Source organism: Marisediminitalea aggregata (assembly GCF_900129565.1).
In the GTDB taxonomy this organism is placed as follows: domain Bacteria; phylum Pseudomonadota; class Gammaproteobacteria; order Enterobacterales; family Alteromonadaceae; genus Alteromonas; species Alteromonas aggregata.
In genome coordinates this window covers 165,950-178,568 of record NZ_FQWD01000002.1, presented here as the reverse complement: position 1 = coordinate 178,568, position 12,619 = coordinate 165,950, and the positions used below count along the sequence as shown (strand labels likewise).

The following is a 12,619-nucleotide window of genomic DNA, read 5'->3' as shown; positions in this document are numbered from 1 at the left end:
AAGCAGCCCTGTGCATTAATAATAATTAACAAACGGTGAAGACATGAACGTGTTTGATAATCGTACTATACTGATCACGGGCGGAACGGGCTCGTTTGGCAAACGCTTTGTAAGCTATTTATTGGCTGAATCAAAGCCCAAGAGAGTGATCATTTATTCTCGCGATGAGCTCAAGCAGTTTGAAATGCAACAGCAGTTCAATGCGCCTTGTATGCGTTATTTCATTGGTGATGTTCGAGACAACGAACGATTAAAAATCGCAATGAAAGGTGTCGATTACGTTGTTCACGCTGCAGCACTAAAGCAAGTTCCCGCCGCCGAGTACAATCCTAATGAATGTATAAAAACGAATATCAATGGTGCGCAGAATGTTATAGATGCCGCTATTGCCAATGACGTTTCTCGTGTTATAGCGCTTTCGACAGATAAAGCGGCAAATCCCGTTAACCTGTATGGTGCCACTAAACTGGCATCAGATAAGTTGTTTGTAGCTGCCAATAATATTTCCGGAGCCAGTGGGCCGCGCTTTTCCGTGGTGCGCTACGGCAATGTAGTCGGCTCCCGTGGTTCCGTTGTTCCTTTTTTCAGAAAACTGCTTAGCGAAGGCTGTGAAGAATTACCCGTCACCCATCCGGAAATGACACGCTTTTGGATTACGTTGGATGAGGGCGTTGAGTTTGTTGTAAAGAATTTCTCGAGGATGCAAGGCGGAGAAATTTTTGTACCCAAAATTCCCTCAATACGCATCACTGATTTAGTGGTCGCGATGAGTGGCAAGGCCGATTACAAGGTGGTAGGCATCCGCCCGGGCGAAAAGCTACACGAGGTAATGGTACCTGAAGAAATGGCGCACCATACCATCGAGTTTGATGATCACTATGTTATTGCGCCTGCGATCATCTTTTTTGACAAGAATGTAAATTATAAAGTAAATCGTCTGCAGGAAACGGGTCGACCTGTGACAGACAAATTCGAGTACCATTCGGGGACTAACCCGCACTTTTTAACCGTGGAAGAACTTCAGGTATTAGATAAGAGTACATTATGATTCCTTATGGAAAGCACTCTATTTTCGAAGAAGATATCCAGGCAGTCAGTGACGTACTTGAAAACGGATTTCTGACTCAGGGAGAGCAGGTCCCTTTATTTGAAAATGCGTTGTGTGAGTATACCGGAGCATCATTTGCCGTTGCCTGTAATAGTGGCACGTCCGGGTTGCATATCGCATGTCTGGCTGCCGGTGTAGAAGCGTCCGATGTTGTCTGGACTGTCCCTAATTCTTTCGCCGCATCGGCAAATTGTGCCCGATATTGTGGCGCAGAAGTGGACTTTGTCGATATCGACCCGGTTAGCCGAAATATTTGTGTTAACGCGCTGATTGACAAGTTACACCTGGCCGCTGCAGAAAAACGTATTCCCAAAGTGTTAATTGTGGTTCACTTTGCGGGAAGCAGTTGTGATATGGCGGCGATCTCAGCGGTTACTGAACCTTATGGTATCGTGTTGATAGAGGATGCAGCCCATGCACTTGGCGCAAATGATGCGTTAGGAAATCGGGTAGGGGCCTGCAAATACTCAGCAATGACGGTGATGAGTTTTCATCCGGTAAAGTCAATAACCAGCGCCGAAGGTGGCGCCGTTATGACGAATGACGACGAGTATGCAGAGTCTGCCAGACGCTATGCCAGTCACGGTATCACTCGTGATCCGCAGTTATTTGACGCTACACATCACAACGAGCCTTGGTTTTATGCGCAAATAGAGCTCGGGTATAACTATCGCCTTAGCGATGTTCACGCAGTATTGGGACGCTCTCAGTTACGCCGGCTGGATACCTTTGTTCAGGCACGCCGAGCGCTGGCGAAAGCGTACGATGATGCGCTGCAATCGTTGCCCGTTAAGCGACCTCTTCTGGATATGGACAGTGCCTGGCACCTGTACACCATTGAACTTACTGAACATGACCGCACCACGGTGTTTACGGCATTAAGAGAGCGTGGTATTGGCGTCAATGTGCACTATATCCCCATCCATTTACATCCTTATTATCAGCAATTGGGATTTAAAGCGGGTCAGTTTCCTCATGCAGAGCATTACTATAACAATGCGATTACCCTGCCTTTATTTCCTGCGCTAACGGCCGATAACCAACAGGAGGTAATCCGGCAGTTAAAAGAGGTATTGGTTTGAATATTGCGGTAATCCCTGCCCGTGGCGGCAGTAAACGCATTAAGGGTAAGAATATCAGGGCATTTGCAGGTCAGCCGTTGATAGGCTATTCCATTCGCGCAGCGAAACAAGCCAATATATTTGATGCCATTGTTGTCTCTACCGATGCCGAAGACATTGGCGAAATGGCGATATCACTGGGTGCGACGGATATTATTTGGCGTCCACCAGAGCTGGCTGATGACTTCACCGGCACGACGCCAGTGGTGCAGCACGCTATAAAAACGTACCCCGAAAACGCTGAATTTGTTTGTTGTATTTATGCAACCGCGCCTTTTCTATCTGCTGTCTATCTTAACCAAGGCCTCGAGCTGCTCAGCCAGACTGCCGATATGCAATATGCATTTTCCGTTACAACGTTTGATTTCCCAGTTCAACGCGCGATTCGAATGAACGGTCGGGGCGTGTCGCCTGTCGACTATGCTCAAATTGGTAAACGGTCCCAGGATCTGGAAACGCTATATCATGATGCAGGACAGTTTTACTGGGGACGCAGACAGGCGTGGCTTGATCACCATCCTATGTTCAGCCCCCAGAGTATACCTGTCGTGTTACCACATTATCTGGTTCAGGATATCGACACGGAAGAGGACTGGATACGCGCTGAGTTAATGTATAAAGCCTATAAAGAGCACATCGACCATGACTAACATGTACACAGCCTCTGATATTGTGATTGGTGATCGAAAAATTGGTCCAGAACAGCCTCCCTTTATCATTGCCGAATTGAGTGGCAATCACAGCCAGTCACTTGAAACAGCCAAAGCAATGGTAAAAGCAGCGGCTGAGTGTGGTGCACATGCGATTAAGTTACAAACCTACACCGCAGACAGTATGACGCTGGACGTGCAGGAAAAAGGCTTTGTCATAGAAGAAAAAGACAGCCTATGGCACGGAGCAAGTTTATACAGTTTGTACGAAAAGGCGTCGACGCCCTATGAATGGCATGCTGAATTATTTTCACTGGCTAATTCCCTCGGCATGCTGGCATTTAGTTCACCGTTTGATGAGCATGCAGTTGATTTTCTCGATCACTTAAATGTGCCGTGCTTTAAAATTGCGTCATTCGAGCTCACCGACATTCCGTTGATCCGCAAAGCGGCCAGTAAAGGAAAACCCCTTATTATGTCGACAGGCATGGCCACGCTGAGTGAAATTGAACTCGCCGTTGGCACTGCGCGCGCTGCTGGGTGTAACGACATCATTTTGTTAAAGTGCACCAGTACTTATCCGGCTGAAGCGGGTAATACCAACCTGGTTACCATCCCGCATTTGCGGTCAGCCTTTGGGTGTCAGGTGGGATTAAGCGACCATACCGGCGGTATCGGCGCAGCTGTTGCATCAGTGGCGCTGGGCGCAACAGTCATTGAGAAACACTTTGTGCTTGACCGTGATGGCGGTGGCGTTGATGCTGCTTTTTCTTTGGAGCCCTTCGAGTTGTCGGCATTAGTGCTCGAATCAAAACGGGCGTGGCAAGCACTCGGCGAAGTACGTTACGGCGGCAGCCCGGCAGAAGATAAGTCCAAGCAATATCGCCGTTCCATTTATGCGTGTAAGGATATTCAACCCGGTGAACCACTTGGGCCGGACAACTTGAAAATTGTACGCCCGGCGTTTGGATTAGCGCCCAAATACTGGGACGCTGTGCAGGGCAAACAGGCAGAACGATTTATTGCGAAAGGTACCGCGTTGTCATGGGAGCTTATTGCCCAATGAGTGTCATGCTGTTTTGTGCAGGTGCTTCATCCAACAGTGGTATCGGACATCTCATGCGATGTCAGGCACTCGCACAAGTGGCCGAAGAGCAACATGTAGACAGTGTATACTGGTTGACTCAGGGGGCCAGAGAGCTTGCCTTGTCACGCCACGACTGGGTAGGGAAAATTGTCTTGGCCAACGATGAACAGCGGTCCCTTGCCGACGATATTCTTGCGTATTGTGAGACTGAAATGCCCGTCGCCATCGTGGTTGACGGTTATGATTATTCTGAGCAGTTTTTACAGCAATTGTCGACACTACCAGTGCCGTTGGTATTAATGGACGATATATTGCAGCCTGGATGGCAGTATGCCGATGTGATTTGTAATCCGGCTGGTGAGCAATATCGCTTACAGTATGAACAAGGAAATGCTGCTGCGACCTTGTGCGTAGGGGCTGATTTTCGGCTGCTGCGCCGGGAGTTTGCCGCCACATTGACCTTACCATTGCATCAGCGGATCAGCCTGACTATCAATATGGGGGGGAGCGATCCTCAAGCATTGACCCTGCCTGTACTTGAATCCGTCGCTGATGCGCTGCCAGATGCGCCTATACGGGTGGTAGCCGGTCCGGGAATGTCTCAGCAACAGCGAGAAGCACTACAGGACTTTGTAAGGCATAGCAGCTGTGCCATACAGCTCATTGAAAACTGCCAGGACATGGCTGACGTTTGGAATAATGCCCGGTTGGCTATTGCCGCAGCGGGAGGAAGTCAATTTGAATTAGCAGCATGTCAGACTCCATCACTGTTGCTTTGTGTGGCAGACAATCAGCGCGAAGCAACCCGACAAGCGCAAAGCCAGGGCTGGTGTGAAGCGTTTGACTTTATTTCTGCATCGCCTGTCACTGAACTGACCCAGCGGGTCGTAAATTTGTGGAAGGACGCAGATTCGTTGTTCGCTATGCATCAACGAGCCGCTGAATTTGCTGTGACCGACGGCGCCTTTAATGTGCTAAATGCGATTGCTGAAAAGAGACAACACAATGCGCAGTGACACACCGGTTAATCAATGGGAAGTCAGCGCATTTCAGGTGTCGTTAACACCCATTGCTGAAGCGCATCAGGCCCAAATCAGAGCGTGGCGAAATCAGCCTGAAATTCGCCAGCAAATGCTGGCTTCCGAGGAAATCAGCGAAGAGCAGCAACAGGCCTGGTTTAAAAAGACAAAGTATGATCCCAAGCAGTTGCACTGGGTAGTGCATTTTCGTGGCAGGCCGATAGGGGTAACAAACGTAAAGTCGCTGGAAATGGGCAAAGCGGCGTCACAGGCTACCGTGCTCGAGCCGGGTTTGTATATTGGTGAGCAGGCTTACCAGAACAACATTATTGCATTTGCGCCAACGCTGGCTATGTATGACTTCTGTTTTGAACATTTCAATGTGCAGCAGTTTCGAGCCATTGTGAAATCGTCGAATACACCAGCCATGCATTACAATGAAAAACTTGGCTATCAACGGGTAGAGGAGGGCGAATTGTGTGTGTTGGAACTCAATGTTGAAGACTATCGTCAACATACAAAAACAATCCGTCAGTTTCTCTCCCGGGAACGCAAGGCAAACACCGTAAAGAGGAAGACATGAATAATCAGGATAAACTTCGACAGGCATTTGTTACTGCATTGGGTGTTAAGCCTGAGACGGTAACCGATGAGCTTCAGTACAATACTATTGCGGAATGGGATTCAACTGCCCACATGGTGCTCATCGCTGAATTGGAAAACGTCTTTGACGTGATGTTGGATACCGATGACATCATTGATATGAGTTCAGTAAAACACGCCCGGCTGATTTTACAGAAATATGATATCGACTTCGCCTAAAGGCACGCTGAATAATTCAACGGTACTCATTACCGGTGCGACCGGAGGGATTGGTCGTGCACTGGTATCGCGCTGCCTGGCTCAGGGTGCAACGGTTTTCGTTGCTGGCCGTGACCAGGCGACCCTGGAATCTGCCGACTATTCTACTGACAAGCAAATATTCCCTCTCGTCTATGACGTTACTGATGAACACGCGGTGAAAGACGCGTTCAGGCAGATCCAGAAAAAAGTGTCGGACGGCGTCGTACCGCCCCTTTACGGATTGGTGAACAACGCCGGTATTATGATGGAGTCACCGCTATCCGTGACCAGTATGGATAAGCTGAAACAGCAACTGAACGTGAATTTTTTAGCGCCTTACCAGCACATGCAATACGCTGCGCGCCTGATGAGTCGATTGCGCAAAGGCAGTATTGTCAATGTGGTGTCTATGGTGTCAGAACAAGGCAGCGCAGGTATGAGTGCGTACGCTGCCAGTAAAGCCGCACTTACCGGCGCGACAAAATCACTGGCAAAAGAGTTAAGTCCGGTTGGCATACGGGTGAATGCGGTGGCCCCCGGATTTATTGATACACCCCTCACTGAGCATTTTGAACCTGAAGCTCGCAATAAGGTATTACAACGCACAGCAATGCAGCGAGCGGGTGACCCTGCTGAAGTGGCTGAGGCAATTCTTTATCTGTTGTCGCCCCAATCGTCTTATACCACAGGTCATGTATTGCCTGTAGACGGGATGTTTGCGCCGTGAAAATGGCAAAGCAAGACCTTATTCCGTTTATACAGACTCACCGGCACAGTGAGGCAACGGCGCTGTTTGACGATGAGCAGACAGTGAGTTACCGCGCGCTGTCAGAATTGATCGTTCAACGCCAGCAACAATGGTTGTCATACACTTTGCCCAAGCGAAGTCTTGTGATGCTGGTTATTGAGAACAGTATCACCAGTGTTGTGGATTATCTGACGGCACTTAGCCTGGATTGGGTAATGTTGTTGGTTAACCCGTCTTGTGACGAGGATATTCGCGATCAATATTGTGATGCTTTCAAACCCAATGCGGTTATCCAGTCAGGAGCCCTCACTGTGTGTCACTGCCAGCAAGGTGAGATGGATGACGATGTGAGTGTTTTGCTATCTACATCGGGTAGTACAGGGGCTGGAAAATGCGTGGCCCTTTCCAAACACAATCTGATAGCCAATGCTGAATCGATACTGGCATATTTGCCTGTCGAATCGACGGATATTACGCTTGCGACCATGCCATTGAGCTATTCCTATGGCTTGTCGGTACTTCATACCCATCTGATGAAAGGGGCCTGTACAGGGTTTACAGCACATACGGTATTCGATAAAGCATTCTGGACGCGGGTCAAGTCCCTGCCAGTGCATTCCCTCGCCGGTGTACCGTCTTTTTATGAAATGCTTTTGCGTTTGCGCTTCACTCGTATGGCATTACCTGACTTGCGGTATTTTACCCAGGCCGGCGGCAGGCTTTCGCCAGAGAATGTGGAGGCTCTTGGGCTTTACGCGAAGGAGCACGATAAGCAATTTTTCGTGATGTACGGCCAAACTGAAGCGACCGCCAGAATGGCTTTTCTTGCGCCGGAGAAGGTGCTCGACAAACCGGATTCTATTGGGCAGGCCATTCCTGGTGGGCAAATTGAGTTACGCTCCTCAAATACACAGAGCAGTGATGAGGGAGAGCTGTATTATCACGGCGACAATGTCATGCTTGGCTATGTAGAAAATAACCAGCAATTGGCCAGCTTTACACCTGAGGCATGGCTGGCAACCGGAGATATCGCGCGACGGGATGCTGACGGCGATTTATTTATTATTGGTCGCACAAAACGAATCATTAAGGTGGCGGGTGAACGGGTCAATCTGGACGCCATGGAACAGTATTTCAGTGATGACGATTTACCGGTCAGGTGTGTTGGTAAAGACAATCTGGTCGTGCTGATTACACTGGATAAGCAGCTTTCGGCATTACAGGAGAAACTGACAACACAGTCATTGCTACCTGCTCGGAATGTGACCGCCGCTGCGGTCGAAACCTGGCCGTATTTGGCAAATGGGAAACCAGACTATCAACAGCTAGCATCCCAGGTGTTAAACGAACAATAGTTAACAACGTATTGTGACAATAGAGCATGTTAAAAAATATAAAATTGCACGTTGAAGATAACGAAGCCCTGCAAGCTGATTTGGAATCGCAGCTTGCTAACCTTATTCAATTCAGGTTGAAGGAAAATATTCAGGCCTTTCAAAGAAATATTCCTAATCTGGTGCCATTTGTCAGAAACGCGGTTAGTCACAATGTTGCGATATTTTGTAATAAGACCGGCGAACCGAACGTGGTCGATTACGGTACCGGTCGGGTCCTGTACGGTTTTGAGCCAAAGCGCGAGGTTCAGGAACAGGTTGAACTCTTTATGGCCCATGCGCCTTGTATTAGCATTGAAGCGCAATCTTCTGATTGCTCTGCGAGCTCCACGCCAGTAAACCCAATTGAAAAATGGCAACGCTACCCGCAACTTCCGTCTTCTGTTGATGTTGTCGTGGTATTAGGTATTGGGTTAGGGGAGCACATAAAGCAGTTATTGCAGACTACCCAAATCAGCAACATGATCATTTATGAACCCGAAGCTCAGTACTTCTCCTGTTCATGTATGATCAGTAGCTGGAAAGAAATATTTTCATTGGCGCAGCAAAAAGGAACCGCACTGTTTATTCAGCTCGAAAAAGATGGTCGTGATATTCCCTCCGATATTAGTGAATTACGGGAGCACGTCGCGTTTACCGAATTCTATTTGTATCAGCACTACAATAGCCCTGTGTTTAATTCCGTATCCCGTCAGTTACAAGAGAAAGACTGGCAACAACACGTGGAACAAGGATTGTCAGTTCAGACAGTCTTTAAACGTGACGAATTTGAACCGTTGTGGCTGAAGTCAGTGGATTTGTCACCTTTATCGCCGGTAACGGAAGAGGCTGAGCGTTTTCAGCGCAATCTGGCTGCATTCGAACACTACTTTCCCGATATCTACCAACAGTTCAAGGATTACCAACCCGTATGTTGGGAAACCGTTAGCGGTCCCAATGATGAATGTAATTTACTGAGCAAGGCGAGCTTGCATACCTGGTACGGTGATTCTCCGAAAGCTGAATCGGAAAGTGCTTACCAGGCCTATGCCTCTCACCCCAATCGCGATGGATTGGTCCTGGGGTACAACGGCACTAAATTGCGCCATTATCTTCATTATAAAATGGTGATGGAGAGCGAGGCGCTGTTGCTATCAATTAGTGAAAAAAATGGGGCGCTGCCAGACACCATTAAATCGCTTATCATGTTTGGTTTAGGTGCAGGGTATCAACTTGAATCGCTGTTAGAGCACCACCAGGTCGAAAAACTGTTTCTTTGTGAGCCGAATAAAGATTTCTTTTATGCATCACTGCATGCGATCGATTGGGCTGGCATTCTCAAAAAGACCGATGACGCAGGCTATCGTATCTACATTAATATCGGCGACGATGGCGCCAACTTGTTTCGCGATTTATTGAGTCAGTTTTATGCGATCGGCCCCTATAATCTGGCGCAGACGTACTTTTATCAGGCGTACTACAACGCAGAATTAAATCTGGCTATTTCTCAGTTGCGCGAGCAATTACAAGTCGTGATCGCGATGGGAGAATACTTTGATCACGCTTACTACGGCATAAATCAAACCGTGGAAGGGATCAGTCGAGGGTATCCGCACCTGCTGAAAAATGCCGAGCAGATGCTGTCAGCCGAACAAAAAGAATGCCCGGTATTCCTGGTGGGGAATGGGCCTTCACTGGACTATTCCATTGAGGTCATCAAAGAAAATCGCGACAGTGTCATTGTGGTAAGCTGCGGCACAGCACTGCAAACGCTGCATCGACATGGGATTGTGCCGGATTATCACGCTGAGATTGAGCAGAATCGTTCTACCTACGACTGGGCAGTGCGATTGGGGGATAAAGAGTACCTCAAACAAGTTACGCTACTGTCGTGTAACGGCATTCACCCTGATACATGTGAATTGTATAAATCGACGATGGTCGCATTTAAAGAAGGCGAGTCGTCTACGTCGTCAAACCTGAATCTGTTGGAACAGTCGCACTATGCACAATTGAGTTTTGCCTTCCCGACGGTCAGTAATTTCTCACTAAACCTATTTACGTTACTGGGTTTTAAACAGCTGTATTTGTTTGGTATCGATTTAGGGTTTATTGACAAATCCCATCACCATTCCAAGTCGTCGGGCTATTACGATGAACAAGGCAATCCGCTGTACGATTACGAAGAGAAAAACAATACAGGGTTAATCGTGCCGGGTAATTTTGTGCCCAAAGTCAGTACCAAGCACGAATTTAAAGTGTCGAAGATGCTATTGGAAGACTTACTGAGGAATTATAAAGGGGACTGCTATAACACCAGTAATGGTGCCCGTATTAATTATACTCAGCCCTTGCCAATCGAAAACGTATTGGTGTTGTCTTCCCCGGCACTGAAAGCATCTGCGATGAAAAGCCTCGAACAGAGAGCGTTCTCGCCAATTCAAACCGAAAACTATAAGGAAGACTTTTATCAGCGCTATCAGTCGGTGATCACACATCGTGAACTAACAAAAATGGCAGAGTGTATAGAGTCTACTCGACAGGGGGAGCGGGATATTCCATGGTTGGTAGAACAACTTAAGAATCAGCTTTTCTCCTCTTATTCACAAGGCCGCTCCTTGTTGTTTTACTACCTGTACGGCACGATTAATTTCGCGAACGCGTTTCTGTTAAAAATTGATGGTGCTGAGGATAACGAAGACGCGGTGCAAGAGGCACTGACCATATTCGGTAAACGCTTCACGCAAATTGCCGCTAAGATCAATGCCAATGTATTTGGGTTTGATATTACGTCATCGTTTGGCGGTTTACGTGAAAGGGAATATCTGCGGGCTCTGCCGGTTAAGCCTATTATTCCGCTGGTAAGACAGTTTTCCGGCTGTTGCTCAGGCGCTGAATTTGATTACAGTAACTGGTTTGAAACAGAAACGGATCCGAATACGTTACCATCCAACCCTTCGGGCATTTATTGGGCCGACAATCCGCGCGTGTTGGATCAGGCTCAGCAACAACTTGCGTCTGACAGTTGTTGGCTGCTCTCATTGGTCAGTCCGGCTCTAAACTGGCAACCAGAGGCGTCTGGCAAACACAGTTACAGTATGGTTCCCCCTCTGCCGAATTTTGACGCAGATGCCCCCGATATATGTCTTGGATTCAAGCCTGTCATGAATCAGCATATGTACGAAATTCAAATGAAAAAGTGCTTTTTAATGCGCGAAGATGCACTGTGGTTTATCCCGCGCTTCAGTTTTGTGGCAGGAAACCGTGAAGCGTCGCTGGCGTGGTTATCAGCTCTGGTGGAACAATTACCCGCGTGGGATAACTTTGTTTTGTATCCGGGTTATCTCGCCATCCCCAGAGATCCCAATCATCCGGCTATACGAGATGCGTTGGGCGGGCGAGCTGAATGGGTGCAGGAGCCGTTGAGTGCTGAGCATCTGCTCGGGGAAACCGTAACGCAAAAAGAGTTTTTCAATTTAAAGCGAACGTTCCACAAGGACTGAGTCAGATGAATGTCACGACGCATTACAATAATTGTGGATTAAGGTCAGGAAACGGGTTCCTATGACGATGGCTGAAGATTACCAAAATGCGCTGAGTGCATTGTTGGATGAGCCGGTTTACGGCTTATCGCAGTCGGAAAAACTGACCCGCTTGCAAGCGGTGTTTGCGTTATTGCACGAGCATCATAATCAGCACTGCACTGCCTATCACAATATGTTCAGACAGCCAGTGACTTGCAATACGCCTTTGGACCAGTTGCCGTTCATAGCTGTGCGTTTGTTTAAGCTGTTTGCGCTTAAAAGTGTGCCGGATAACGACGTTGTGAAATGTTTGATGTCGTCGGGCACCAGCGGGCAGGTGCCGTCAAGGATCTTCCTCGATAGCCTGACCAGTCGCATGCAATCCAAGGCCCTGGTGAAAATTCTTCAGCAGTTTTTAGGCAAACAGCGACTGCCCATGCTGATTATTGATAGTCCTGACGTTAAAGGCGCAGATGGAAAGCTCAATGCCAGAGCTGCCGGCATTCAGGGGCTGGCGATGTTTGGGCGCGATCATACTTATGCGCTTAACCCGGATATGACCCTCAATACTGAAGCGATATCTGCGTTTAGCCAACGCTACCATGACCAGCCTGTATTGGTATTCGGCTTTACTTTTATGGTTTGGCAACATTTCGTCAGCGCATTAAAAGCGTCAGGTATGACGCTGCATTTACCGCATGCACATTTGTTCCACAGTGGCGGATGGAAAAAACTGGAAGCGCAAAAGGTCAGTAATGAGACGTTTAAACAACAACTTCTTGCTGTGGCAGGTATATCTGCCGTAACCAACTTTTATGGTATGGCTGAACAGGTTGGCTCAGTCTTTATGGAATGCGAGGAGGGCATGTTGCACGCGCCGGTAACTGCTGAGGTAATAGTCAGAAACCCCTATGATCTTTCATTGGCGAAAACTGGTGAAAGCGGCCTGATCCAAGTGCTGTCAGCGTTACCGTATTCCTATCCGGGCTATAGCATTTTAACGGAAGACCGCGGGACCATACACGGCGTGGGTGACTGTAAGTGCGGTCGGTCTGGCACTTATTTTACCGTGCAAGGACGGTTGCCTAAAGTGGAAGTGCGTGGCTGCAGTGATACCAGCAGTTCGCCCGGCTTAGGAGCATAGCA

The 12,619-nt window shown here is 48.2% G+C and carries 11 protein-coding genes; all 11 read left to right on the top strand.

All coding sequences use genetic code 11. From position 1 onward, the window contains the following. Window positions 1-49 precede the first annotated feature (49 nt). Window positions 50-1,048: a UDP-N-acetylglucosamine 4,6-dehydratase (inverting) gene (pseB, locus tag BUB81_RS04870; RefSeq protein ID WP_073320934.1), complete on the top strand. Its 999-nt coding sequence runs from the start codon at window positions 50-52 to the stop codon at window positions 1,046-1,048. Continuing rightward, window positions 1,045-2,190, top strand: coding sequence for a UDP-4-amino-4,6-dideoxy-N-acetyl-beta-L-altrosamine transaminase (gene pseC / locus BUB81_RS04865; RefSeq protein WP_073319180.1), 1,146 nt, complete (start codon window positions 1,045-1,047; stop codon window positions 2,188-2,190). The genes pseB and pseC overlap by 4 nt, the downstream gene beginning before the upstream one ends. Continuing rightward, entirely contained in the window at window positions 2,187-2,879 is a 693-nt protein-coding gene (gene pseF / locus BUB81_RS04860; protein WP_073319177.1) for a pseudaminic acid cytidylyltransferase, read from the top strand. Before pseC ends, pseF begins: the two co-directional genes overlap by 4 nt. Window position 2,880: 1 nt before the next feature. Beyond that, window positions 2,881-3,945 (top strand): pseudaminic acid synthase, encoded by a 1,065-nt coding sequence (gene pseI, locus BUB81_RS04855; protein WP_139241533.1) that lies wholly within the window; start codon window positions 2,881-2,883, stop codon window positions 3,943-3,945. Continuing rightward, on the top strand, window positions 3,942-4,982 hold the full coding sequence (pseG, locus tag BUB81_RS04850; RefSeq protein WP_073319171.1) for a UDP-2,4-diacetamido-2,4,6-trideoxy-beta-L-altropyranose hydrolase: 1,041 nt from the start codon (window positions 3,942-3,944) through the stop codon (window positions 4,980-4,982). Before pseI ends, pseG begins: the two co-directional genes overlap by 4 nt. Then, the gene (locus tag BUB81_RS04845) at window positions 4,972-5,568 is read left to right on the top strand and encodes a GNAT family N-acetyltransferase (RefSeq protein WP_073319168.1); all 597 of its coding nucleotides are present in this window, start codon (window positions 4,972-4,974) and stop codon (window positions 5,566-5,568) included. Before pseG ends, BUB81_RS04845 begins: the two co-directional genes overlap by 11 nt. Further along, window positions 5,565-5,807 carry an acyl carrier protein gene (locus BUB81_RS04840; protein ID WP_073319165.1) on the top strand — a complete coding sequence of 81 codons (243 nt, stop codon included), beginning with the start codon at window positions 5,565-5,567 and terminating at the stop codon, window positions 5,805-5,807. The genes BUB81_RS04845 and BUB81_RS04840 overlap by 4 nt, the downstream gene beginning before the upstream one ends. Continuing rightward, window positions 5,788-6,555, top strand: a complete 768-nt coding sequence (locus tag BUB81_RS04835) for an SDR family NAD(P)-dependent oxidoreductase (RefSeq protein ID WP_073319162.1) — start codon at window positions 5,788-5,790, stop codon at window positions 6,553-6,555. Before BUB81_RS04840 ends, BUB81_RS04835 begins: the two co-directional genes overlap by 20 nt. Before the next feature lie 2 nt (window positions 6,556-6,557). Continuing rightward, entirely contained in the window at window positions 6,558-7,931 is a 1,374-nt protein-coding gene (locus BUB81_RS04830) for an AMP-binding protein (RefSeq protein ID WP_073319159.1), read from the top strand. Between the two features lie 26 nt (window positions 7,932-7,957). Next, window positions 7,958-11,452 (top strand): motility associated factor glycosyltransferase family protein, encoded by a 3,495-nt coding sequence (locus BUB81_RS04825; RefSeq protein ID WP_073319156.1) that lies wholly within the window; start codon window positions 7,958-7,960, stop codon window positions 11,450-11,452. A 61-nt stretch (window positions 11,453-11,513) separates the two neighbouring features. Further along, window positions 11,514-12,617, top strand: coding sequence for a LuxE/PaaK family acyltransferase (locus tag BUB81_RS04820; RefSeq protein ID WP_245819121.1), 1,104 nt, complete (start codon window positions 11,514-11,516; stop codon window positions 12,615-12,617). Window positions 12,618-12,619 lie beyond the last annotated feature (2 nt).

Coding starts and splice junctions, on each gene's coding strand:
- BUB81_RS04845 (WP_073319168.1), top strand. CDS start 4,972: ATGCGCAGTGACACACCGGTTAATCAATGGGAAGTCAGCGCATTTCAG.
- BUB81_RS04820 (WP_245819121.1), top strand. CDS start 11,514: ATGACGATGGCTGAAGATTACCAAAATGCGCTGAGTGCATTGTTGGAT.
- pseG (WP_073319171.1), top strand. CDS start 3,942: ATGAGTGTCATGCTGTTTTGTGCAGGTGCTTCATCCAACAGTGGTATC.
- pseC (WP_073319180.1), top strand. CDS start 1,045: ATGATTCCTTATGGAAAGCACTCTATTTTCGAAGAAGATATCCAGGCA.
- BUB81_RS04840 (WP_073319165.1), top strand. CDS start 5,565: ATGAATAATCAGGATAAACTTCGACAGGCATTTGTTACTGCATTGGGT.
- pseI (WP_139241533.1), top strand. CDS start 2,881: ATGTACACAGCCTCTGATATTGTGATTGGTGATCGAAAAATTGGTCCA.
- BUB81_RS04825 (WP_073319156.1), top strand. CDS start 7,958: ATGTTAAAAAATATAAAATTGCACGTTGAAGATAACGAAGCCCTGCAA.
- BUB81_RS04830 (WP_073319159.1), top strand. CDS start 6,558: ATGGCAAAGCAAGACCTTATTCCGTTTATACAGACTCACCGGCACAGT.
- BUB81_RS04835 (WP_073319162.1), top strand. CDS start 5,788: ATGATATCGACTTCGCCTAAAGGCACGCTGAATAATTCAACGGTACTC.